The organism is Armatimonadota bacterium (assembly GCA_028871815.1).
Taxonomy (GTDB): domain Bacteria; phylum Armatimonadota; class Chthonomonadetes; order Chthonomonadales; family Chthonomonadaceae; genus REEB205.
In genome coordinates this window covers 74,933-100,493 of record JAGWMJ010000005.1, presented here as the reverse complement: position 1 = coordinate 100,493, position 25,561 = coordinate 74,933, and the positions used below count along the sequence as shown (strand labels likewise).

Here is a 25,561-nt window from a genome sequence, read left to right as displayed (position 1 = left end):
TCCGGCTCCGGCACTCACCATCGGTAGGGATCATCGCCTCTGAACCACATATAGGAGATAAGTTGGCCGGCGTGGTAGTACTCGTGCTCGGCGATGTTTACAAAATGCTCGGCACGCGGCTCGCCTGGCTGCCAGAAACAGCCATACCAGTCCTCACTGACCGTACTTGGCGCGTCCAACTCCGCTTCCGAAAGCGAGGCGAGATACAGCAAGGTGGAGTTGCGGATATCAACGAGCTTCTGCTTCATGTTCTCCAAGTCGTCCCAATCCCCAACAACGGCGTTCATTTCAGCATCGGTCATCGCTACGCCGTTTTTCATAAATGGAACGAGCGGCAGCTCAACACTCACGATTTCTGCAAGCTGACCGCCCACGGTGCGCATGCCTTCGGCCGGCGCCCAGTCCATCAGGTCTGGCGTGAGGCGAACGGTTACCGAATCGAGCCACTTGCGGGCCGTTGCGAGCCGGCCCTTGATGATGTCTCTGCGTGATGTGGGCACACGGCATTATACACCGCCGTACGCCCTCAACGGCAATGGATCGCGCTGCTAGCGCGGAGTAAGGACCTGAGCCTTCTCAATGTCTGGCGGCAGCGCGGATGACGGCCGCGAACGTGCAAATCCGCTGTCAAACGCCCCGACGAACCGGCAGGGCCGGTTCGCCACAGACCCGTCGCAGCATCGCAATGCTGCCGGGATATCGTACGGTTGGCCCGCGCTGCAACGCGACTGAGAGCGGCGATTCTCGCAGAATCGCCGCTCTCAAAATGCGCTGCAATCGCCTCTGAGGCTGTGCGAGCCAACACACGCGACGACCGCGATGACGGGGATGAACACATCTTTCAATGCTTGCGGTTTTCCCGGTTCTTGTTGCAGGTTGGCGAGCGCCGATCTGCGGTTGTCCCGTGCCCGTCCGGACCGGTTCTTCGGGGTCCGTGCCTTCCATCCACTCTTCGGTCGCCGCCCCCATAGCCCATTATCAAAGTGGATATGCCCTGTGTAAAGTTTGACTCCGCTCACGAACACGCCCGGCGGCCCAACCGGGAGCAGGTCAACGAGGCCACGCATCGTCGCTGGCGCCACGAAGCTGGTGATGGCGGTTAAGGTGTCGCGAAGGTCTCGCAGCCGGGAGAGCACGCCTCTTTCGCCTGCCAGCCCGCCCTGCATCGTTACGCATGCGGGGCGATCGCGTACTGAGGCGTTAGAAGGATGACGATGCACAGGAGCGCGAGCTCGCGACAAGTGTAGAGTTGGGCCGACCGGCTGGTATGAGAACGGCACCGGACGACTCGCAACCCTGCCTGTCTCTTTACCCACCTTCCGCGCTACGCAGCGCACGGCGTGTGAAGTCCCGATCTTCAGGAGCCAGCCAAACGGTCACCATATCGGTAGGTCGCATAGGCAGCCTAAGTGGCAACAGTCCCATGGCGTACCTGATGCTCTGTCGTGGTACTCGACGCGCCGATCGGACGGCAGAACGACGACGGTCGGGCAGTTGTCAGGATGGTTGGCCGAAGTAGAGAATGTAGCCGCTGTTATCCCAAACAACAAACTCCTGTGTGCCCCACGCTGTGGCCTGAAGCGGCTGGGCAAACGCAACGCCGCGCCGCTGGTATTCCTCGTACAGGGCCACCACACCAGTCACGCTGATGTAGGCATCCAGGTGGTCGCCGTGCTGTTTGGTGCGGCGGCCGGGGTCTGGCTCGTCGGAATGCTTGAGATGGATCATCATTCCATCGCGCTCTACCGCGGCGTAGAAATCGCTGTACCGGAAGGCGATGCGAAAGCCCAGCCGTTCGAGATAAAAATCGAGGGCCGCCTGCAGGTCTGGCACCAGAAATTGAGGCGCGATGGCAATCAGTTTTGCTTCTGTGGGCGCTGTCATCGCGTTGTTCTCACGACACCGGTTCGGGCTTCGTCGATGGTACCACAGCGACGAAGCGCCGGCTGAAAGCGAGCGGAGGCCGAAGGGCCTCGGGCGTCCGGCGTACCCATCTCATTGGTGCCACTCCGGGTAGTCGTAGATTGTATGCGCACGGCCGCCAACCGCGATCCGACCAATCAGGCCCATGCAACCTCTTGACTATCGTTGGGGCCGTCGCCTCTCTGGTTATAGAACCACGGGCTCGAGGATGCCGCAAAAGATTGTCCGTTCGAAAAATCACTGAAGTGCGGGGTTTGCGATCGATGCACTGCTCAACCTGAATCCTATACGGACCAATCGGCAACTCAGGTCGGGCACCGTCGGCGCGTGCCTACGTGACTAATGCAGGTGCGGTCGGGGACTGCCGCTTGTCGCCGGTCCGGCATGCTGCATTGCACGACCAGGTTAACGGATAGCCTTGCCTTCAAAAGCCGGCCTGTGGCCCGCTAGCCAGCGAGAACTCAAGTTCGTCTCGCGCAGTAACGCGGCTCGGATTGGTTAGCCGGCCGCTTTGCACATCGTTCGTCGTCCGGTCAATGCTGGATAATAATCGAACGAATGCTTCCCAATAGTCACGACGTCGTGCCGCCTGAATCGCCTCCAGGCATCAAGACGACCTCGCCGGTACCAACCAGCACGAGCCGCGCGCTCACCTGATTCTCGGCCAGATTCAACATCGAAGCAGCCGCCGTCTGGTACGCGGCCATCTGACCCGCATAGAGCGCGATCAGCCTGGCGGCACCGTCCGCACCCGGCAAGTCGGTCTTGAAGTCGAGTATCTCAGCCTTGACCGGGCGCCCACCGCGCCGCGTAACCACGACGCGGTCGAACACACCGGTCGTAAGTGCGTTGGCTCCCGCCACGGTAAACCGGCGCTCACGCCAGACTTCGGCGTCATCTCCAGGCGGCCATGAGCTCCTACTCAACAGCGCCGCAAGGACCGGCCGCGAAAGCATTGCCCGAAAAGTAGCGAGCAGGGGTGGCAGTCGGTCGTCCGTCGCTCCGGAGATTGCTCCTGCAGCTGCCAGCGCGTCCACGAGTTCGGCGTCAAGCGGACTGTGTTCGTCCAACCACTTGACTGTACTGAACATCGCATGCACCGCCGTTCCGTGGCTCCTGCCTTCGAAACCGGTCGCCTGGAACAGGTCGGCGCCGCGTATCGTGGCGGACTCCGACATGGATGGCGAGCGAACCGGCAGATAACGCCTCGTATGACTGCCGCCGGCTGTAAACGACGGCTGAGGCACGGCGATCCGTTCGACTTCCGGCTCAGGCGCGCGCGTGAGCGTCCAGTTCAGGTCACCCGATGTATAGATGGTGCGGTCGCCCGGCATACCCTCTGCGGAGGACGGCAGGTTCGCTCCGGTTCGCACGACCGTTGCGCCCGAAAGCCGATGCCTGCCTGCAGCCGGCAGCACCAGTACCAGGCATTGACGCGCCCGCGTCAGGGCTACATAGAGGTTGTTCAGCCCCTCCTGTACCTGTTCGGCGCGCCAGTCGTCCGCGGCCTTTTTGAAGGTGTCGTCGTCTGCCTGCAGCTGCTTGTTTGGCCAGCAGGTCACACCGATGATGGGCCCAGTAGGGTCTTTCCGGATTGGAATCGCCTCCGGCAGCGTCCCCGGCATTTGCCGATCGATATCGGCCACCACCACGGCGTCAAATTGCAGGCCTTTCGCTGCATGCACGGTCATGACTCGGACAGCGGACCCGGCCTGGACCGGGAAACTGGTATGGCGCACCTCGCGCACAAACTCGATCGGCCTCCCACCGCCCCGAGCATCGAAGGCATCTGCGGCGCGTGCCAGCAGCGTAAGTCGCTCCACCTGCGCGCTGGAGAGCTGTCCGTTGGCGGTGAGGCGCTGTAGCGCCATCGCGATCGTCGCGGCATAACCTTGCTCTACAAGCTGCCGTCGCATGCCCCGGAGCCAGCTATCAAGCGGCTCGTCGGCCTGAAGGCCAAACGCGTCTGCGATCGGTGAGTTTCTCACAGCTAGCTCACATACGCTGTCGCCTGGATGATCGATCAGCGTGAGCATGGCCAGGACGCGTGTAATCGCCGGATCTTCGTCTGGCTGCTCGCCCCCCTCCCCGGTCGTGGGGATATTGCGCGCATGCAGTTCCGCGACCACCGAACGCACCCACTTGACACGCTGAGCCAGTACGCCTATGGTGGCGCCGGGATGCGAGCGCCGTAGCTCCGCAACGCGGTCTGCCACGCACGCCACGTGTGGTGTACATCGCGCAGGGGTCTCATCATCGCCGTCGTCGGCCTCCGGTTCACCGTCTGCCGGCGACTCAAATATCACAACGCAGCCCGGACGCGAGGCGTCGTTGGCTACATGCCGTCGGAACGCCGAACTCCATGCTGCGGCGGTCTCCGCATCAAGTGTCCGGAATTCGGTGTTGCTGTCCAGGTTCTCAAAAATGTGGTTGACGAAGTCGAGGACGACCTGCGACGATCGGTAGTTCTTTTTGAGGTGACTCTGTTGAATGCCCAGCAGCTGTTCCGGCAGCGTGCTCATGATTGCTGCGCAGCCGCCACGCCAGCCGTAAATTGCCTGCTTGGTGTCGCCGACTACGAAGAGTCCCCCTGCCGCGCCGCTCGCCATGCAGTGGCGGGCGAGTGGGAGGAGCACGCGCCACTGAAGGCGACTCGTATCCTGAAACTCATCAAGCATCAGGTGGGTCACCGACCAGCGCATCCTTTGCCAAACCGAAGCGGCGCCCTCCGCCTCAACGATCGCCGCAGCCGCACGTGTAACATCCTCGAACAGCGCGAGTCCGGCGCTCAAGCGCTCCTCGGTAAATACGGGCGTCAACCGGCTGAGCAGGTTTGCCAGGCCGTGCGTTTTTGCCGCCGTATCAAACCGTAGCGCGGCGATACTGATGTCGCGGTAGTCACTGCAAGCCGCGCGCACTTCATCCGGAACCTCTTTCCTGGAGTAGGTACCCGCAGCGGCGATATTGAATGCGGTCTCGGTGCCCGGCTCGGGAGGATGCTGCGAGCGGCATGCTGCGGCGCATTTGTCAAGCAGTTTTTGCAGGCTCGGATTGCCGCCGGCTGCCTCGGAGGCAACGTCGAGTCGGTCGGCGACCGTGGCGTAGCGCCACAGTTCGACCGGTGGTGCATCGAATTGCCGCCAGGCTTCATCGCCGCTCTCGACGTAAAGCGCCTGCATCTGCATCACCGAGCTTACCAACTTAGCGGCCGGCGCGCTTATATCGCGGCCGGGCTCAAGCTGTGCGAGCAGGTCGGCGAGAGCAGGCCGATCCACGCTCGCAAGCGCCTGCGTGAGTGATGTGGAAAGCAGCCGCTGTACCTCCGGTGAGCCGCTGTCGGTTAACCGAACGCCGTACGGTATTCCGGTCCGGTACCGGTAGGCTGAGGTTATCGCCGACAGAAAGCTGTCGATGGTGGAGACGTGCAGTGCGTCGGCGCCTCGGCAGAAGCGGGTCAGCACCTCGGCGCCCGTGGCGCTGTGCGTCGCCAGTTCAGTGAGTACGCGATTCAGAATCTCGGCTGACGCCAGCCTGGTGAATGTCGTGGCGAGAATCGCGCCGGGTTCGGCGCCGCGTTCAAGCGCGTCGCGGTATCGCTGCGTCAGACTCCAGGTTTTTCCAGTGCCCGCAGACGCGTAGACGACCTCTGCAGTTGCAGTGTACGCCGGTTCAGATGTTGGTTCAGAGCTGGACATCAGGGTGCAGGAGGCCGCCGTGCGGCTGAAGCTGCCGAAACAACCGACTCTTGACGAACAGACGCCCAGTCTCGTGTCCTGTCCAGCAGTATAGGACTCAGTTCGTCATCGTCGTCCGGCTCACTCGACGGCGGCCAGAAGATGCCGGCCTCCACTTTGTGGATCACGTCGACGGCCGTCTTCTGTGCGGCTGCCAGATCCTCGGCCGTCCAGCCTGCCTCGTGCACGGCCGCGTCTTTGCGGGCTGCCGGCAGGCAGATGATGCCTGCCCGGGCACTTTCAGCGTCGTATTTGGCCGCGTCCGTCAATAGCAGGTAGGCGGGAAGCTGGAGATCGATCCAGGCAGTCGGGTCACCTTCACGGCCGCGATGGGACTTTTCCGGTATTCGTACGCGGCCCGACTTGTAGTCCAAAATGAGCAGGTGGCCGTCACGCCGATCGATCCGGTCGATTCGGCCCGTAATCGGGGTTGCGGTTCCCGGCAGCACGCCTGCCAATTCTGTTTCGGCTGCCACGATCCGCCAGCCGGCGGCAGCATGCTGCGCTTGAAGCCGTGCAAACACCTCAAGGCGGCTCTCTAACGCGATGTGCTGCGCCTCTACAAAGGCGCTGCGCTCACTCCCAACCGTTTTGCGCAGTTGTTCCTCTAACTCGCTTCGGAGGAAGCGGGCAATTGTTTCGGGGTTCTGCTCGTCCCGAACGGCATCGTTGCGCCCGAATGCCGCAAGTGTGGCATGAAGCAGGTTTCCGAACGCAGCAGGGTCCAGCTCCACGGCGTCATCACGCTGCTCGCGCACCCGGCGGACGTATTTGAGATAGAACCGATATGGACATCGCAAGTAGGCACGGAAACCCGTGACCGGCATCGCAGCCAGTGCGGGCGATGCGCCATCCGGCGGCGGAATGAGAAACGCGCCGGTAGCAGGCGACGGCACGTCAGGCGTCGCGAAGTGGTAACGCTGCCGCAATTCGGTAAACGCCTTGATCCGGTCGACCAGAACAGCCGGCTCGCACTGCGCCAGCAGCCGGGACGGCATCAGCGGCTCTTCATCGGTGCCTGACTGGCTGCATACCACGGCAAACGCTCGACGGCCGACTCGCATCGCGGCGAAAAGGTAGCTGTCACGGGCAAGACGCTCCCCGGCCGACACAGTCGCTAGCGACGCCGTCTCGTCGGCCGTGATGAGTGCATTCGCGGGAGTACGCGCCGGCAGGAACTCATCGTTGGCGCTGGCGAGCAAGAGTACTTGCGCGTCGTCGAGGTGAAGTTCCAGCCAGCCTGCCAGTTCCACCACATCGCCCGAAAGCTCATCGGGTGTGGTCGTTTCGGCAAGGCAGTCCGTCAACAGGCGCAGTAGTTCCGACGCGGATACAGCTGCGTTCAGATCGCAATCCGCGCGCAGGCCGGCGCATGTGCGTAGTATCTCCGCCGCCGCGGTGAGGCTGGCCGATCGGGATCGCTCTCTGTGGGGCGCCAGTTCAACCGACTGGTATATGGCCCCCAGCGCGAGCATAAGTTGCGCGGCCGTTTCGGATGCGGGCTGCAGCTGGAGGAGGGGATGAAGCACACCGTCGAGCGCGGCAAGCAGGCGTTGGATAGCGCCGTATGTTACGGGCGGAGTGATCGTGCAGGGCGTCAGTTCGGTAATCCATCGGTCTAGTTCCCGTATAAGGATGTTTTCGTTGGCAACCACGCCGGTGTTGACCATCCAGGCAGCCAGATCCGGCTCTCGCGCCAGAATGGCCAGGTTGCTCGGCGTTGGACGCTCAACGTACGCGGCTATGCTGCGTAGAAGCTTGAATACGGTGCTTTTCGAAAGCTCCGTTCCTGCCGCAATTCGGCACGGTACTCCGGCGCCGGTAAGTTCACGCTGCATTTGTGCGGCCAGCCGCTCGTCGCACAAGCCAACGGTAACTGCGTCGGCCTCGAGGTCACCGCCGATTTCGTTCAACAGGAGGGCGATCGCCGGCGCCTGCTCCGCCGGCCGCTTGACCGTGAGGATCCGTAGATCACCCGCGGCGTTCTCACGGTTGAGCCAGTACTCCGGATCGAGACATCCCAACGCATCGAAGCCCTCGGCCGCAGATTCCGGTGCATGAACGAGAGCGATTGCCTGTGCGCCGCTCTTCAGCAGCATATCGCGAGCCGGCACGGGTAGCTCCACCACGCCGGCCAGAACGATCGTCCGGTCGCATCGCAGATCACCGTGCAGAGCCGTCGTTGCCCGCTGGGCCTCGCGATCCACGAAGCCAGCCGCTTCGACCAGCCGGTTATGTTCCGACACAATCGCTTCGAGGCCCGCAATCCGAGTGCCGGCATCGGCAAATCCGGCAGCCATGAGCCGTCGCGATGCCTCCAGCATGGACAGGCCGGCCGCAGAGAGCTCGAGATAGAGTGCCCGAATGTCGTCGCTGAGACTGCGCATCATGCGTCCGCCGCTACCGGCTTCAGCGGCGGGACCCAAAAGGTCAGCGAGTACGTCCCCACCGTGGGTATGCACTGCAGTAAGCCATGCCAGTGCATCCACGATGTCCGGTGGCTCAGCCGTGCCGTGCGCCATCAAAGCTTCCGGCAGTCGGCCCGGCGTTACGATATCCGGCGGAGTCAGCAGCAGGTGGTCAGCCGCGGCACGCTCGGCGAGGAGCTGCAGCAGCCTTGCTCTACCGCGTGCGCTGCGGAGTACCACCACAACCGCGCCCATGTCCCAATCGTCTTGCGCCACGAACCGGCGATGAAGCGATGCTACGAGGAGCGGTAGAAAGAGGCCTTCCCAGCCCGTAAACTCAAGTTCGATCGGCATGTTGCGAGTTGGGATCGATCCCTGTTGAGTTACTAACCGTAGGCAACCGCTAGCGGAAGCGTTGCAGATGGCCTATCGTAGAAATGCGTCCGGCAGGCCGGCATCTACCGGTACCACATGACCGGTTGTCCAACCGAAACCGTCACTGCAAAGGGCCACCACCGCCTCTGCGACCGCATCCGGCGGCACGGATCGCTTGAGGAGGGTCCGCTCCGCGTAGAAATCCCCGAGCTTTGTGGCGAGCTTATCCGTGCTTTCCGAGTCATGATGCGGTATCGCGTATTTGGCGAGCGACGATAGCAGCCGCTCACGTGGAAACTGGCCGGAGCCCTCCACGACTCCGGCCGGCGCTACTCCATTGACCCGGATGTGCGGCGCGCAACTAACGGCAAGCTCCCGCACCAGGTGACTGACGGCGGCCTTGCTGGTGTCGTAGGCGATACTGCCAGACTTCGCCACCACCGCGTTGGCACTGGATATCAGCACCATGCACCCTTTACCGGAGGTGGAGACTATCACATCGCGAGCCGCTTCCGCCATCGTCAAGGCGCCCGCCACGTTCACCTCGAGGGTGCGCAGGGTATCGGCGGAATTGCTGCGCGCGGACTCCGGGCGGGGCGGGATGAAAATGCCGGCCACGTGCGCCAGCACGTCGGCCTGCCCGAACTCCTCAATGGCGGCTCGTGCGAAATTCGCCGCGGATAGGCTGTTGGTGCAGTCCGCAAGCCGCCAGGCGGCCCGACCGGCGCCAAACACGCTCGCAACCTCATCGGACAACCGCTCTGCCAGTTCGGCATTTCGATCGCCGACCAGAATGCAGCAGTCGTGAGCGGCGAACCGAAGCGCCACTGCCCGACCGATCCCCTGGCTCGCCCCCATCAGCAAAACGGTCCGCATTCCGGTCAACTGCAGCGGTCCGCGTGTGGATTCGGAAACAGGTCGGCACGGTCCTCATCGACTCGTGGCTGCAGGCAGGCGAAGTCTTTCTCGATAAGAATTGCCGGCAGCGTGCCGTTCCACTGCAGCGCTACCTCATCCGAGCTTGCCCACAGCCTTATGGTCTCGCGGTCGGCAATAACTCGCAGCGTGCCGTCGGTGAACTCGGCCCATGCCACGGCTACGTTCGCACAGGTCTGAATGGCGTATGCCATTACGGCGCTGCCGCTGTCGAAGTGCACGGCATCATGCACCTCGCCGGCCGTTGTCAATCGCTCCACCTCCGTGCGGGTCAGCCGCATGCGGATCGAATCGCCGCGGACCCTAAGCTTCATCACGTACCTCCGCAGGCGAATTCGCCTGTATGCGGTCGGCGTGGGTGTATACGTTAAACTCGTCTCCTCGCAGGAAACCGACCAACGTTACGCCACACCGGTTCGCTAACTGAATTGCCAGACTGCTTGGAGCGCCTACCGAGGCGACCAGTTCGAGTTGGGCGCGTGCCGCCTTTTGTATCAGCTCGTATCCCGACCTGCCACTCAGGAACACGCCGAGACCGTCAAACGCTTTGCCGGCGCGCAGATGCGACCCGATGACTTTGTCCAGCGCGTTATGACGGCCGATGTCCTCGCCCACCGCCAGCACAGTTCCGTCGGGCTGAAAGAGCGCGGCCGCGTGCACTCCGCCTGTCCGTGCGAAGTGAGGCTGGCGGCTGCGCACTTGATGCGGCACGGCGCACAACTCGGCAGGCCCAAACGTTACCGAATTGGGCACCGGTGGCGCCGGCGTCTCCGCGAGCGTGACGAGCGACCCATGGCTGCAGGCGCCACAAGCGGCCGTGGATGTGGAGGAGCGGCTTCGTCCCGCTGCCCGTGCCGATGCGCCGGGCGACAACTCGGCTACCACTCGGTCACCATGGTCATCGCCACCACACTCCAGCGACATGATATCGGCCATACGGTCAACCACACCTTCGGCGAAGAGCCAGCCGGTAACCAGGTCCACATCGGCGCCGGGTGTGCGCAAGGTTATTCCCAGTGGGAGGTGCGTACGTCGGCCCGCGGAAACAATGCCGGCGCAAATCTCGATCGGCGCTTCAACCGGTACCGTGTCGAATTCGCACCGGGCGGATGCGGAACCGCAGTACCGGTGGACGGGAGTTGAGCCGTCCACGGTTTTCACAGGCAGCATCCGGACCGGCTATAGAGGCGATTGGTTGACTTTTCGGGGTAACCTGCCATGGATGTAAACGTCCATTCCCCCGATTCAGCGGGCCAGGAGCAGCAGACTGCCATGCTTACGGATGTGTCGCAGGAGCAGATTGAGCGTTACCAGCGTGATGGCTTCCTCATCATACCGAATTTTCTGACCGACGGCGAGTTGAACACGTGGCGCAGCGTAACGGATGAGGCCGTGGAACAGCGCCTGGAGGCTGCCGCCAAATCCGACGGTCTCGACCGAACGGCCTGGACCAACCAGGCAGATCCCAACAACTTCTACGCGCAGGTTTTTGTACAGTGCGTGCGCCTCGCCGATACGCACGCCGGCATGGCGGACCTGATGCTCGACCCGCGACTTGGACGAATGGCCGGTTCGCTCGCCGGCGTCGACGGAATACGGATCTGGCACGACCAGGCGCTCTACAAGCAGCCATGGGGCAATCCAACGGGATGGCATCTGGATAACCCGTACTGGTCATTCACATCGCCGGATTCACTCTCAATCTGGGTCGCTCTAGACGACGCGACGCTCGCGAACGGATGCCTCTGGTACCTGCCCGGAACCCATAAGCAGTTCACCGGCAAAAACGCCGGTATCAGCACGAATCAGCGCAGCCTGTTCGACAGCTACCCGGAGTGGGAAAAGCTGGATGCCGTCCCGGCCGACTGCGCCGCCGGCAGCGCCGTGTTTCACAATGGCCGCACGGCACACGGAGCCGGCGCCAATATGACTCCACGACCGCGGCGCGCTATGACTTGCGCCTACATGCCCGACGGTAGTACGTTCAACGGTACACAGAACGTACTGCCGCCAGACTATTTTGCTGCCCTCAAGCCTGGCGACGTGCTGAACAACGATCGTCAGAACCCTTTGATCTGGCATAGGTAGAGTACTGCCCGATGAGGCGCTGCCCGGCATCGGCAGCTTTGGAGAATTTGGAAAGGAATACGATCACTTGCTTAATCTTCCCGTTGTGGCAGCAGTCGTTTTGCTGGCGTCCCTCGTTTCCGATGGGGGCGCCCGCCTGGAGAAGCGTGGTCCGATCCACTATCCAGCAGCGCCTCGCGGCACCGTCGTAGATGAGTACGGCGCCGTGCGTGTGCCGGATCCTTACCGCTGGTTGGAAGATGCCAATTCACCCGAAACGCACGCCTGGATTGAGGCGGAGAACCAGTTGACCTTCGGCTGGCTGGACAAGGTTCCCGGCCGCGCGCGAATTCTCCATCGGCTCCAGAAGCTCTGGAACTATGAGCGCTACGGCATGCCCGAGCATCGGGCCGGACACTACTTCTTCAGCAAAAACGATGGACTGCAGAATCAGGCGGTTCTCTACACCAGCTACGGCTTGAAGGGCGAGCCACGCGTGCTCATCGATCCCAACAAACTGAGCGCCGATGGAACTGTGGCTCTGGGCTCAATAGTCCCGAGCTGGGACGGTAAGTACATTGCCTACAGCGTGCAGTCTGCGGGCTCAGACTGGATGGAGTGGAAAGTTCGCGACGTGGCCACCGGTGAAGACACCAGTGACGACATCAAATGGAGCAAGTTTTCAGGCGCAAGCTGGACGCACGATAACAGGGGCTTCTTCTACAGTGCGTACGACGCGCCGGATCCGCAGGCCAAACTCCAGGCCGCCAACTACTATCAGAAGCTGTATTACCACCGCCTCGGTACGCCGCAATCCGCCGATACACTGATCTATCAGAGCAAAAAGAACAAGGACTGGGGATTCGACGGCAGCGTAACCGATGACGGTCACTACCTCATCATCACCGTGTGGGTTGGCACGGAAACAAGGAATCGCGTCTACTATCAGGATCTCGGGAATCCCCTCCAGCCATCCATTCCGGCCGGCGGCGGAAAAGTTGTCAAGCTGCTCGATGGCTTCGACGCCCAGTACAACTTCATTGGCAACGTTGGACCGAAGTTCTTCTTCTCCACCGATCTTGGCGCGCCGATGAAGCGCGTCATCTCCATCGATATCCAGCATCCCGAAGCACGACACACGGTGGTCGCCGAGCAGTCGGACGCGATCGACGGAGCTTCGATGGTGGGTGGCCGGATCATCGTCTCGTACCTGAAGGACGCAAGTTCACGCGTACGCATCTTCAGCGAAACCGGCGCGCCGGCGGGCGAGATCAAACTGCCGGCTATCGGGTACGCGACGGGCTTTTCCGGAACGTCGCTCGACAAGGAGACCTTCTACTCGTTTACAAGTTTCACACGTCCGAATACCATCTATCGCTACGATATTGCCACCGGGCGGAGCTACCTTTACAAACGGCCAACGGTCGACTTCGAGCCGGCCAACTATGTGGTTCGCCAGGTGTTCTATCACAGCAAAGATGGCACGCGCGTACCCATGTTTCTGGTCTACAAAAAGGGCGTGGTACGCAACGGTAAGAACCCCGTGTACCTGTACGGGTACGGCGGTTTCGACATCTCGATCACGCCGTTCTTCTCACCCTCCATACCGGTATGGCTGGATATGGGCGGGATATTCGCCGTGGCGAATATCCGCGGTGGTGGTGAGTATGGAGAGGCATGGCACAAGGCAGGCATGAAGCACAAGAAGCAGAACGTTTTTGATGACTTCATCGCCGCCGCGCAGTGGCTGATCTCCAACCGTTACACCTCGACACCGAAGCTTTCGATTGGTGGTGGCAGCAACGGTGGGCTTTTGGTGGGCGCCTGCGAAACCCAGCGGCCGGACCTGTTTGCAGCAGCCGTCCCAGAGGTCGGTGTGATGGACATGCTCCGCTTCAACAAGTTCACCATCGGCTGGGGTTGGCAATCCGAGTATGGTTCGCCTGAGAATCCGGCCGATTTCAAGGTTCTGCGTGCTTACTCACCGCTCCAGAACATTCATAAGGGCACGCACTATCCCGCCACCCTGGTTACAACCAGCGATCACGATGATCGGGTGGTACCGGCCCACAGCTTCAAGTTCACCGCCGAAATGCAGTGGGCGCAGGCGGGGCCAAACCCCGTCCTCATCCGCATAGAAACACGCGCCGGGCACGGTGGCGGGAAGCCGATCTCCAAAATCCTGGAAGAAACGGCCGATCGCTGGGCGTTTCTCTCCAAGGTGCTGGACGTGCCGGTTCCGAAGGAGTGGTAGTGAGCGGGTGCAACGCATCACAAGCCTCCGCGGATGAGTTGACTGTTCATGAACTGATATCCGCGCGCGACGTGGCGCGCCGGGTTCAGGAACTTGGCGACGCTGTATCCGCAGTGAATCGCAGTGGACCGCTGCACCTGGTGGTAGTGCTTCATGGGGCGTTCTTTTTTGCAGCAGAGCTGGCTCGCGCCATTTCGGTACCGCTCACTTTCGACTTCATCCGCGTCGCCAGCTACAGCGGCGCGCAATCCGGCACTCTGCGCCTCTTACAGGACCTGACTGAACCGATAGGCGACCGCGACGTGTTGATTGTTGAGGATATTGTCGATACCGGACAGACGCTGGAGTGGCTGCTGGCACGCATGCTTCCTGTGGCGCCACGAAGCCTGCGGAGCTGTGCGCTGCTGAGCCGCAGACACAGAGCCGAACGCGTCTGCACGCCGGATTTCGTAGGCTTTGAAATCGGTCCGGAGTTCGTGGTGGGCTGCGGGCTGGATTACAACGGGCGGTTTCGCGAGCTCGAGTATGTAGGCACAATCGATTTGGCTGCCACGCCGGAGATTTGCGTACGCGTTCGGTAGTGAGAACATTGTGCAGATCCCGGTCGTCTTAACGGTATCCCCACCGTCAACAGCCTGCGCTTTGTGAGGAGACGAACCATGAAAACTCGAACTGCCCTGGCGCTATTGGTGCTTGCCGCCATTGGGCTTGCCGGATGCGGCGGTGGCGGCGGTACCGGCTCAAGTGGCGGCCCTGGCGCAACCCGTTCGGCCGCTATCAACACGTGGATGACGGATACGCCAGGTTCGCCATACACGCACGTCTGGGTAACCCTGTATCACGTGGAACTGGCCACGGCCCACGGCGCGCCTCTATCGGCATGGTCCGATCCATCCGGAGTCGTCGTCGACCTGGCGTCGCTGCACGACTCCCATGGCCCGCTCTTCGCATTCCTCGGCTCCGGTAGCGTTACGCCCGGTATCTACACAATGGCGCGCGTTGTGCTTGGAGCTGATGCAACCGTCTTCACCTCGGCATCGCCAAGCGGGCAGGTTGTACCGATCAGCGGGCAGAGTGCAGGCAGCGGGCAGGTTGCAGTTTCGTTCAACCTGAAGAGTCCACGCACCGAATCCTCCGGCAGCGACGATATTGCCATCGACTTCAACCTTGCCGGGTTCATGATCACGGGCGGGAAACTCGCCACCGCCATGAGCGAGGGGGACGAGAGCGGAATCTCCGACGAATCGCGCCAAACCCCACGTGAGTGGGATGGCTCCGTTTCCGGCCTCAGCGGCACGGCCCCGAACCTGTCATTCTCGCTGCAGGCCGCCTCGGGCGAAGTCATACAGGTCGATGTGAATCAGGGCACGGTCGTCTACAACTCCGATGCATCGCCGAGCCCTGTACTGGCGAACGGTGAGTTGGTGGAGGTGTTCGGCATCCGCAACACCAGCCTGCATGCCGTCGAGGCGACGGCGGTCCAGATTGATGTCGCGGGCAGCGGGGACAGCGACACCGCCGTCGCAGTACGCGGAGCGCCGACCAACGTCCTTCCAAGCGCTGGATCATTTCAAGTGACCGTGGGCAGCTGCCGGCATCTGCTGCCTCAGCTATCCACCGTCAACGTATTGGTTACCGCCAACACCGTTCTGCGCGACGACGGCGGTGTGATTGAGACGCCTGCCGCCTTCTTCAGCATACTCGGCGGTTCGCTGGGCGTGAAGGTGGTTGGTTCGTACGACAGCAGTTCCAACACGATCACGGCATTTCTGTGCCGGATCGATCAGTCGCACGAGGCCGGGGAGGTGGAACTCAGCGGGCCGGTGTCGACCATCGATCTTGCTCAGGCATCGTTCACCGTGCAAACCCGTACCCAGTGGGATGGTTTCATCAATCCGGGCGGATCTCTTCTGGTTCAAACCGTGGCTGGTACGGCCTACCGTCTGAAGGGACAGCCAATTACCATGGCGGCTTTCTTCGCACAGCTCAAGGCCGGCGAGAGCGTGCGCGTGCACGGCACGCTCTCCGGCACTTCCGTGACTGCGGCGACGGTGGATATCGGCTCCGACTGAATGGCGCCGTGCCTGCGCAACCGGGCGGGGCAGGCATCTCGGTGTGGTTTGGCGAAGTTGGCCTGGCGGTGTTGACGGCGCAGACAGGCACGTTTGCGCCGCCGATTCCGCCTTTGGAGGGCCAACCTCGTGAGAATCCGCTTTCTGCCGCACGCTACGCTTGTTACTGCGCTTCTGACCACCTCGATTACGGCTGTGCCGCTCCTGGCTCAGCAGCCGCGGACGGCGAACCTCACCGAGATCCCGCTCACCAGCGTGACCATCGGTAAGGGCTTCTGGGCGCCAAGGCAAAAGGCGATCCGGCGGGTGTCGCTACCGCACAGCCTCAATATGCTCAAACAGGCCGGCAACCTTACCGATTTTCGGTTAGCGGCTGCCAACATTCACAGCGGCTATTCGGGTCCAGTCTTCATGGACTCCGATGTGTATAAAGTGATCGAGGCCGTCTCGTACTCGCTGGCTACCCACCCCGACCCGGGCATGGAAGCGCAAGTAGAGGCGATCGTGCGCCTGATAGCCGCCGCTCAGAGGCCCGACGGCTACCTGGACACCTGGTACGAGGTAAACCACCCCGGCGTGGAGTATGTGAACCTGCGCGACAATCACGAGATGTACTGCGCAGGACACATGTTTGAGGCCGCTGTCGCGTGGTACCAGGCAACGCGTCACCGCGATCTGTTGAATGTGGCGACGCGCCTGGCCGATCACCTCTCTTCCATATTCGGCTCCGGGCCCGGCAAGCGCATGGGCTATCCCGGCCATCCGGAAATCGAATTGGCGCTGATGAAGCTCTACCGTGTAACCGGCAGGCGACGTTACTTCCGCCTGGCGCGCTTTTTTATCATGAATCGTGGCACAAAGTTCTTTGCCACGGAGCACCACACAGCGTTGTCGCAGTACGACGGTACGTACTGGCTCGATAATCAACGCATCGTCGACCGTCGCGTCTTGCAGGGACATGCCGTGCGAGCCGGATACTTGATGGCCGGCGCCACCGATGTCGCCGCTATGACGCACGACGAAACGCTGTTGACGGCCCTTCGCCGCATTTGGGACAACACCACCGAGAAGCGGATGTATGTTACGGGCGGGGTGGGGTCCACCGGGTCAAACGAAGGCTTCACCACGGACTACGACCTGCCGAACCAGAGCGCGTATCAGGAGACCTGCGCCTCTGTCGCCATGATTCTGTGGGCGCACAGGATGAATCTGCTGTTTGGCGACGGCCGATATGCCGACGAGATGGAGCGCGCGCTCTACAATGGGATGCTCGATGGAGTCTCGCTGGATGGCCATACTTTCTTCTATGGCAACCCATTGGCGTGTCCCGGCGGCTACGCCCGTTCCGGCTGGTTCTCATGTGCATGCTGCCCGCCGAATGCCGCACGGACGATTGCGGCTCTCGGCGAGTATGTTGCCGCCTCTGGCCCAGGATCCATCTACCTGAACCTGTTTGTGCAGGGCACCGTACAGACGCGCGTCGATGGAGAGCCCGTAACACTTGCAGTGAAGACCGTCTATCCCTGGAGCGGGCTCGTGGAGATTCGGGTTCAGCTCAAGAAACCGGGTCGCTTCGCTCTCAATCTGCGGGCTCCGGGGTGGTGCCGCGGTGAGAAGGTGCGCGTCAATGGCAGCCTGATGCCGCCGGCGGTCAAGCGCGGTTATATCGCAATCGATCGCGTGTGGCGTAACGGCGATTCGGTGCGTTACTACATGCCGATGCCGGTCCGGCGGATTCAGGCAAATCCGCTCGTGAAGAATGACGTCGGCAAAGTCGCGCTGGCACGTGGTCCACTAATATACTGCCTGGAGGGCGTCGACCAGTCGGCGCCGGTCGCCGCCCTGGCGCTGCCTGTACAGAGCGCGCTTACCTGCGCCTACGATGCCCACCTTTTGAATGGCGTGGTCACCATAGCCGGAACGGGAGAGACGCAGGGCTCTCGGGATTGGCCCGGCGGTCTCTACGAGACGGCATCGAGCGTAAAGCGCGTTCCAATCCGCGCGATTCCGTGGTATTGCTGGGATAATCGCACGCCGGACGCTATGGAGATCTGGATTCCGGAACAGCCGCCGGCTCCGATCTACGGCACGTTGGAGCGGTCAGCACAAGTCAGCATGTCGTATGTGAGCGGTAACTGCCAGCCCTGGGGAATCAACAACGGGCGTGACCCTGCCAGCTCTGGTCAGCAGCCGCCGGCGCTGTGCCACTGGTGGCCGCATAAAGGCACAGCTGAGTGGGTGCAGTACACGTGGAAGCATCCCGTTACCATCGACTCGTCGCAGGTCTACTGGTTTGATGACACCGGGCGCGGTGAGTGCCGCCTGCCGGCCTCCTGGCGACTCATGTACCGTACCGCCAGCGGCTGGGCGCCTGTATCCCGTTCGGACCAGAATGCCGGTTGGCCAATCCGGGATGATGGATGGTGCCGCGTTTCGTTTCAACCGGTCGTTACAACCGCACTACGGTTGGAGCTGCAGCTGAAGCCGGATTGGGCGGCCGGCATCCAGCAGTGGCGAGTATCCGGGCCCGATACTTTCCGCGATACGGATTAACTTGAATCTGGGGAGCTGCTTTTGACTACAGCCACGGTAACGATCCTGGCGGATGAGCCGATCGGCCGTATCTCGCCGAATCTGTATGGCCACTTCATGGAGCATCTCGGCGCCTGCATCTACGGCGGATGCTGGGTTGGCGAACAGTCGCGCATTCCGAACACACGCGGCATACGCAATGATGTGATCCAGGCACTGTCGGAAATACGGCCGGCTGTAATCCGATGGCCGGGCGGCTGCTTTGCCGATGACTATCACTGGCGCGACGGGGTCGGCCTGCGCGAGCATCGGCCCACCACGGTGAATATCCACTGGGGCGAGACGCTGGAATCGAATGAATTCGGTACACACGAGTTCCTCGATCTGTGTCGCATGACCGGCGCGGAACCGTATCTGTGTGGCAACGTTGGCAGCGGTTCGCCTCGCGAGCTGCGCGATTGGGTTGAGTACTGCAACTATGCCGGCGACAGCTCGCTGGCGCAGCTTCGTGCGCGAAACGGGAGCGCCGAACCCTTCAAGGTGCGATTCTGGGGCGTGGGCAACGAGCTGTGGGGCTGCGGCGGTAACCTCTCGCCCGAGGATTATGCCGCAGATTATCGGCGTTACGCCACCTTCATGCGGAACTACAGCGGCAGTCAACTCCATCTGATTGCGTGCGGACCAAATGGCAATGACCTGGAATGGACGCGCCGATTCTTTGCCCGCCTCCGGCGCGACTACGGGCAAGGCGAGCGTGTGCATGGCTTCGCCGCGCACTACTACTGCGGCACCGCCGGCTCGGCACTGGAATACACCGAGGACCAGTGGACAGAGCTGCTGGCCAGGGCCGCCGGCATCGAGAACCTCATTCGGGCACAGTCGGCTGCGCTCCGCGAGGTCGACCCGGACGGTGAGATCGGCCTGATTATTGATGAGTGGGGCACATGGCATCCTGCAACGCCTGGCGAGAATCCCTCGTTCCTGTGGCAGCAGAACACCATCCGCGATGCTCTGGTCGCAGCCATTACGCTCAACATCTTCAACAATCATGCTGCAGTGGTGACCATGGCGAACATAGCGCAGACCATCAATGTACTGCAGGCGGTGCTGCTGACTGAGGAAGACCGCCTTGTTCGCACACCAACATGGCATGTGTACCGGATGTTCGCGCCGCATCAGGGCGCCGATGCGCTGCGAACACAGGTGGATTCCGAGCTGGCGCCCGGCCGGTTTGACATGCCGCTGGTGGCAGCTTCGGCCTCGAGCCTGGCACGCGGATCCGCCACATTGACGCTGACAAACAGCTCCGCCACGTGTCCGGTTGATGTTCAACTTCGCGCCGCGAGCGGCCGTGTCAGGATAACGGCGGCTGAGACGCTCGCAGCACCCGGTGGTGATTATCACGCGCACAACACGTTCCAGCATCCTGACGCTGTCGCCAGCCATCCGCTGCAACACGATGAGGAGAGTGACGTGGTCACACTACCCGCCGCATCGGTGACGCGCCTAAGCGTCAAGCTGTAGCCGCGCACCGGACACGTCTCAGGTTGCGGAGGCTGTGCGGGGAGCGGCTAATTGACCGGCGCTAACCGATCTCAAAGCGTGACCTGGATTTGAAGTGACCGTCGCGCGGAAGTGCGCGCTGGTTTCGTCGCCGTGACCTTATTGCGGCTCCACGTCCAGTAGACCGAGCCTGCTGACGGCATCGAACAATCGCGCAGCCTCCGGGGGATCCGGCGACCGAAGCGGCAGGCGTGGCGGCCCGAGGTCCAGACCCAGCCCAGCCAGGATCGCCTTTTGGGAGGGCACAACGCCGAGCGGCAGTAACTTCGAGACGAACTGTACGGCGGTTTGATGGTGTGCCAGCGCGTCCTGCAGGTCACCACCCCGGTAAGCTGCCATCATCTTGAGGAAGAACCGTGCGGCGAGGTTGTAGCAGCTGCCCACCGCGGCCACGCACCCGCAGCTCATTGCAGGAACCAGAAGTTCATCCAGACCCCAGAACATCGCAAGGTCTGGATGCGCCTCGCGCAGCGCGGTGTACTCCACAAGGTGGTTGTGCGTGTACTTGATGCCGGCAAAGTTCGGTATCTGCTCTACCGCCTGATCTGCGAAGGCCAGCATCGGGAGCTGTACGTGCGATAACATGGGAATGTGATAGTAGTAGAATGGCAAATCAACCGCACCGTCGGCGATAAACCGCATCGTCCGCACGAGGTCTTCAATGGTAGCCGGGCTGTGGTAGAACGGTGGCAGCGCACCTATCGCGTCTGCGCCCACTGCCTTCGCGTGCGTTGCGAGCTCCCGCGCTTCCTGTGCGCTTGTGCAGCCGACATGCGCGATGACGACGAGGCGGCCTGCGGAAGCCGCAACCCAGGCCTCGAGCACGGTCCGGCGCTCGGCGGATGTGAGGGAAAGACCCTCGCCGGTACTGCCGCAAACGAAGACCCCGGTGATGCCGGTGCGAACAAACCGGTCGGCCTGGCGTACAATCCGTGACGTGTCCAGATTGCCATCCGGCGTGAACGGCGTGTGTGGTGGTGCAATGAGCCCGCTCCGAATTGCTTCCGGTGTTTCCATGGTATGGCCTGCCGCCGCGTCCGCTTGCCCGCCGCACAGCGCGTCGGGTGCAGAATCCAATCGCTAGTGAACCTCTCTCAAGATGCGAAGCACTGCGTGTCCGTGAATATCCTTGAGCGCCAGGTAGACCAGTCCGGTATTTGGATCCAGTTCGACGGTATGTGCCGCCGGGACGGTCAACGAACCAATCTCAGCCAGGTGGTCACCAGCCTGCCGGAAGATATTCACGACACCGGACTCGCACGCCACATAGAGGCGGTGAAGATTGGCATCCATTCGCAGCACATCCGGTCCGGCGCCCACACGGTAACTTGCCATGATCCGATGCGTCGCCAGATTGAAAACCAGCAGGCTTGCATCATCCTCACAGGTTATGTAGGCCAGTTGGTGCTTTTCGTCGATCAGCCAGCCATGGCTGCCCCTGCCGATCGCGAGCGGGTAGGTAGCCTTCACCGCCAGCCGCACAGGATCTATCGCCTCTAGCGCGTTGGCCGTCTGGTTGGTGGTGTATACCAGGTGCTGGCGGGAATCGTAATGCGTGTTCCCGGCCTCGCCATCCAGCGGAATGCGCCGGAGTATCCGGTTGTGCACGGCGTCGATGGCCCAAACGGCGCGCCCCGACTCGTCTGAGACGAAGACCCTGTCGTCGGCGGGAGACCACGCGATGCCATCTGGAAAACGCGGGCCGTGTATCAGGGCAATGCGCTGGAGGGTTTGACTGTTGTACACAGCTACGGCATGGAGGCCCGGAGAGCTGACGAATACGCGGCCAAGTGCCGGTACTGCGCGAACACCCGTGCAAGAGGGCAATCCACGAATTACAGCCACGACCTGCCGTGTAAGCGTATCGAATACGATTAACGCGCCATCACCCATGTGGCTGATGTAGAGCCTGTGAGCGGTTGGGTCGTAGCTCTGATAGTCAAATCGTGTCGTCGCCCCTGGGAGCGGTACGTCTGCAACCATGTGAAGGACGGGAGGAGCCGTACTGCGCGCACAGCCTGCTTCCGGACAACTGAGCAGGAGAAAGACCAATACGCAGGTCACCGCCTGTACGCCGATCAAGCATCGAACATCCGAGCTCCGCATTTGAGACCTCTTGTCAAGCCAGCCTTGCAGACCCGTACCGGCCAGGTCGCAGAGCGCTTCAGCCTGTGCTTCCCGTGCCCGCGCCAAGCAACGAGCACCGGAGCGTCACGCCGAAGAGCTCAGTATCTCCCGGTGTCGCGCGACATACGATGTCGCCCGCGTCACGCGGCGAAAGTGGCGACCTCCTGCTAACTACGCGCGAGCACTGCCCGATGTTTTTTGCGAATTGCCTGGCAAAACAAAGGAGTATAATCCATCTCCGGTGGTGAATACACCGCTGAACCAGCCGCATCGGCGGCAAGGACAATCGAACCGGCTCAACTGCGCGTCTTATCTCGCACCACCCCGCCTCGTAGCGGAAGGGTAGGTGGCGTCATACCGCAGCGCCGGCCATCGCCGTACAGATGGGTTCCACGCGCCGGAGGCGTTCGCCCGGTATCTGGTGGAAGCGCCCATGTGTTTTGAATCTACGGAGACCTGTAATGAACGCTTCAATTCGGAGATCGGCCGTACTGGCAAGCGCGCTGGCTGCCTGTTTCACCCCCTGCCTTCCGGCAATTGCACAGAACCACCGGCCCATCCTGCACGTGCGCGCGACGCGCAGTCAAATGCTCCTCAACCAGGTGACGCTTCCGCCGCCGCGTGGTTTTTACACACCGCAGCTGGGTGGAACGTGGCAGCTTATCGGTCCTGCGCCGCTTATGGAGTTCAACGGCTTCGGCGTAGAGTCCGGCATGTCCGGCCGGGTGGCTGACGCGGCCGGTTCCCCCACCGATGCAAATACGATCTATCTGGCGCCGGCCGGCGGCGGCGTATGGAAAACGACCAACGGCGGTACGAGCTGGGTGCCCCTGACGGACACGGAGCCCGACCTCGCGATGGGCGCTATCGCTGTAGCGCCATCCAACGCCAACGTGATCTATGCCGGTACCGGTGAGGCCAACAATGCCGGTGACTCACGGTATGGCCTCGGTATTCTGGTCTCTACCGATGCCGGTTCTACGTGGACATTAGAAACCGGAGGCGGTGCATTCGTCGGTATGACAACGTCGCGTATCGCGGTCGATCCCACAAACGCGAACATCGTCTACGCAGCCATGGGAGACTTCGGCGCGAACGGAAGCTACGGCGGCGGTCCCGGTATCTACAAATCGACGGACGGCGGTTCGACGTGGACCAAGATGACGTCGGCGATTACAACGTCGATCGACCCATTCAGCGATGTGGCTATAAACCCAACAACGCCGAGTACCGTCTACTGTGCGGTCGGAAACGTCGGGGGCAGCGCCAACAACGGCGTCTACGAATCTACGGACAGTGGAAGCACGTGGACACTGCTGTCCGGCCACCCCAACGGGCACACCAATGGCAATGTTGGCTGGATCCATATTGCGATTGCTCCATCGGCGCCCAGCACGATCTATAGCGTTGTGGAGAATATCAGCACAAGCGGAATCCTTGGTGTCTGGAAGACGACCAATGGCGGCACGAGCTGGTCGCAGTTGACTTCTGCGCCCAACGTCGCGCAGCCACAGGCATGGTACGACATGCCGATCGGCGTGAGCCCAACTAACGCCAGCGTGGTCTTCATCGCCGGCGCCGGCGACTTCAGCGGCGAAAACGTGGCGGAGTCGACGGATGGCGGCACGACGTGGAGCAACGTTCAGAGCGACTCCTCCGGTAACGGACCGCATACGGATGAACATTCGTTGACCTTTGATGCCTCCGGCCGCCTGCTGAATGGCTGCGACGGAGGCATCTGGCGGCTGGACACCCTGAGCCCCGCCAACCTGCAGTGGGAGTCGATCAACGGCAACCTCGCGACCACTCAATTCACCGGCGGTGACCTGCATCCGACCAACTCGCTGTTCGCCTTAGCCGGAAGCCAGGACGACGGGACCGAGGAGTACAACAACAACACCATCTGGCCCGAGATTGATGGCGGCGATGGGGGATTCTGCAAGATCAACCAGACCAACCCGCTCATCATGTACCACACATACAGTGGTAACGACCTCGCCAAGTCTACCGATGGCGGCAGCACCTGGAACTCCGCCGGGCCGCCGAGCGGCGAAAGCTCCGACTTTTACCCGCACTTTACGATGGATCCGTCCAACTCCTCGCGGCTGCTGTTTCCCACAACCGGCGTCTGGGAAACCACAAATGACACCACGACCTGGAAAGAAATCGGCGTAGCCGGCAGTAGCGGGTTTAACAACCCTGGTGCCACCGTGAACTGCGTAGGCGTGAGCGGAAGCACAGTCTATGCCTCCGCAGGCGGCTCCATCTACGTCACGACGAACGATGGTGGTTCGTGGGCGACCAGGAATGTGACCGGTTTCACCGATCACTTTCAGGATATCAGCGTCAATCCGGCCAACGCGGCACAGGCCTATATCGTGCGGGACCGGTTTACCGGTTCCGCCGGCACGGGACACGTCTTCTTTACCTCGAACAGCGGCAGCTCATGGACGGACGAAACCGGCAACCTGCCAGACATACCTACAAACGCGATCAAGGTTAACTGGACGAACGGCACCGTCTGGGTGGGAACGGATGATGGCGTGTATCAGTCGACCGTGGCCACGCAATGGAGCCTGTTCGGCACGGGCCTGGCCGATGCGCAGGTTGCTGATCTGGCGTTCAACTCCAGTTTGAACCTGTTGGCCGCATACACGCATGGCCGGTCGGCATGGGAAATCTCGCTCGCCGCGGCCGCACCAACCCTGACCAGCCTCTCACCTTCGTCCGCCATTGTTGGCGGGCCGGGCTTCACGCTGCTGGTAAACGGTTCCGGTTTCCAGAGCGGTGCTGTGGTGGCATGGAACGGAACCGGCCTCACGACCACCGTTACCAGTCCTACGCAGCTTCAGGCCACTGTGCCGGCAACCGACATCGCGGCAACCGGCACGGCGTCCGTGACGGCCACCAACCCGGGAAGCGCGGCATCCAATGCGCTGTCGTTTGCGATCAACAACCCATCGCCGGTCATAAGCAGTCTGTCGCCGTCGACCGTGATGGCGGGAACCGGCGCGACGAACGTTACGGTCACCGGCACCGGTTTCGTAAGCACCAGCGTCGTAAAATGGAATGGGGCGGGGCTCACGACGACATTCAACAGCGGCACGTCGCTCACTGCCGCCATCCCGGCGACGGATCTCACAGTGGCAGGCACTTTCTCAGTGACGGTTACCAATCCAACGCCAGGCGGCGGGACCTCGCTGGGTGCGGCCTTCACGGTTACCCCTCAGCCGGTACACCTCGTGTCGGTCAGCATCAGCCCCTCCACGGTGGTCGGCGGCGCCTCCGCCACCGGTACGGTGCGCCTCTCCGGCACTGCGCCGGTTGGCGGTGTCACCGTGAGGCTGGTGTCATCTGCGCCGGGCGTGGCTTTGCCGCCGCGCTACGTGCTGGTGCCGGCCGGTTCCAGCTCCGTGACGTTCCGTGTGGTCACATCACCGCCAGCCGTCACCACAGTGGTTCGCATCACGGGCACCTACCTCTCCATTGCCCGCGCGGCGTATATTACGGTAAACCCGTAACCTGCGGCCGAGACGGTGACAAATTGGGGTGGGGTGGTCGACAGCGACC

16 protein-coding genes are annotated in these 25,561 nt (G+C 61.9%); 7 read left to right on the top strand and 9 right to left on the bottom strand.

Annotated elements, in window-relative coordinates:
* Positions 1-14: 14 nt before the first annotated feature.
* The 7 genes from KGJ62_07875 to fdhD form a co-directional block, all read right to left on the bottom strand.
* Positions 15-500 (bottom strand): DinB family protein, encoded by a 486-nt coding sequence (locus tag KGJ62_07875; GenBank protein MDE2126492.1) that lies wholly within the window; start codon positions 498-500, stop codon positions 15-17.
* Positions 501-1,497: 997 nt separating this feature from the next.
* Complete coding sequence (locus KGJ62_07870; GenBank protein MDE2126491.1) at positions 1,498-1,884, bottom strand: VOC family protein; 387 nt, start codon at positions 1,882-1,884, stop codon at positions 1,498-1,500.
* Positions 1,885-2,495: 611 nt separating this feature from the next.
* Complete coding sequence (locus KGJ62_07865; protein MDE2126490.1) at positions 2,496-5,618, bottom strand: UvrD-helicase domain-containing protein; 3,123 nt, start codon at positions 5,616-5,618, stop codon at positions 2,496-2,498.
* Positions 5,618-8,419, bottom strand: a complete 2,802-nt coding sequence (locus KGJ62_07860) for a PD-(D/E)XK nuclease family protein (GenBank protein ID MDE2126489.1) — start codon at positions 8,417-8,419, stop codon at positions 5,618-5,620. The genes KGJ62_07865 and KGJ62_07860 overlap by 1 nt, the downstream gene beginning before the upstream one ends.
* A gap of 72 nt (positions 8,420-8,491) precedes the next feature.
* On the bottom strand, positions 8,492-9,316 hold the full coding sequence (locus KGJ62_07855; protein MDE2126488.1) for an SDR family oxidoreductase: 825 nt from the start codon (positions 9,314-9,316) through the stop codon (positions 8,492-8,494).
* A 5-nt stretch (positions 9,317-9,321) separates the two neighbouring features.
* Positions 9,322-9,690, bottom strand: a complete 369-nt coding sequence (locus KGJ62_07850) for a hypothetical protein (GenBank protein ID MDE2126487.1) — start codon at positions 9,688-9,690, stop codon at positions 9,322-9,324.
* The gene (fdhD, locus tag KGJ62_07845) at positions 9,680-10,537 is read right to left on the bottom strand and encodes a formate dehydrogenase accessory sulfurtransferase FdhD (protein MDE2126486.1); all 858 of its coding nucleotides are present in this window, start codon (positions 10,535-10,537) and stop codon (positions 9,680-9,682) included. Before fdhD ends, KGJ62_07850 begins: the two co-directional genes overlap by 11 nt.
* A 111-nt stretch (positions 10,538-10,648) precedes the next feature.
* Here fdhD and KGJ62_07840 point away from each other — a divergent pair, with 111 nt between their 5' ends.
* From KGJ62_07840 to KGJ62_07815, 6 genes are all read left to right on the top strand, one after another.
* Positions 10,649-11,464 carry a phytanoyl-CoA dioxygenase family protein gene (locus KGJ62_07840; GenBank protein MDE2126485.1) on the top strand — a complete coding sequence of 272 codons (816 nt, stop codon included), beginning with the start codon at positions 10,649-10,651 and terminating at the stop codon, positions 11,462-11,464.
* Between the two features lie 136 nt (positions 11,465-11,600).
* The gene (locus KGJ62_07835; protein ID MDE2126484.1) at positions 11,601-13,697 is read left to right on the top strand and encodes a S9 family peptidase; all 2,097 of its coding nucleotides are present in this window, start codon (positions 11,601-11,603) and stop codon (positions 13,695-13,697) included.
* Positions 13,697-14,278 carry a hypoxanthine phosphoribosyltransferase gene (hpt, locus tag KGJ62_07830; protein MDE2126483.1) on the top strand — a complete coding sequence of 194 codons (582 nt, stop codon included), beginning with the start codon at positions 13,697-13,699 and terminating at the stop codon, positions 14,276-14,278. Before KGJ62_07835 ends, hpt begins: the two co-directional genes overlap by 1 nt.
* A gap of 78 nt (positions 14,279-14,356) precedes the next feature.
* Positions 14,357-15,769, top strand: a complete 1,413-nt coding sequence (locus KGJ62_07825) for a DUF4382 domain-containing protein (protein MDE2126482.1) — start codon at positions 14,357-14,359, stop codon at positions 15,767-15,769.
* A 129-nt stretch (positions 15,770-15,898) separates the two neighbouring features.
* Positions 15,899-18,322: a glycoside hydrolase family 127 protein gene (locus KGJ62_07820; protein ID MDE2126481.1), complete on the top strand. Its 2,424-nt coding sequence runs from the start codon at positions 15,899-15,901 to the stop codon at positions 18,320-18,322.
* Positions 18,323-18,418: 96 nt separating this feature from the next.
* Positions 18,419-19,825 carry an alpha-N-arabinofuranosidase gene (locus KGJ62_07815; GenBank protein ID MDE2126480.1) on the top strand — a complete coding sequence of 469 codons (1,407 nt, stop codon included), beginning with the start codon at positions 18,419-18,421 and terminating at the stop codon, positions 19,823-19,825.
* A 138-nt stretch (positions 19,826-19,963) separates the two neighbouring features.
* Here KGJ62_07815 and KGJ62_07810 read toward each other — a convergent pair whose 3' ends face one another.
* Positions 19,964-20,881 carry a dihydrodipicolinate synthase family protein gene (locus tag KGJ62_07810; protein MDE2126479.1) on the bottom strand — a complete coding sequence of 306 codons (918 nt, stop codon included), beginning with the start codon at positions 20,879-20,881 and terminating at the stop codon, positions 19,964-19,966.
* Positions 20,882-20,944: 63 nt separating this feature from the next.
* The gene (locus KGJ62_07805) at positions 20,945-21,970 is read right to left on the bottom strand and encodes a YncE family protein (GenBank protein ID MDE2126478.1); all 1,026 of its coding nucleotides are present in this window, start codon (positions 21,968-21,970) and stop codon (positions 20,945-20,947) included.
* Between the two features lie 482 nt (positions 21,971-22,452).
* On the opposite strand from KGJ62_07805, the gene KGJ62_07800 reads away from it, so the two are divergent.
* Positions 22,453-25,512, top strand: a complete 3,060-nt coding sequence (locus KGJ62_07800; GenBank protein ID MDE2126477.1) for an exo-alpha-sialidase — start codon at positions 22,453-22,455, stop codon at positions 25,510-25,512.
* Positions 25,513-25,561 lie beyond the last annotated feature (49 nt).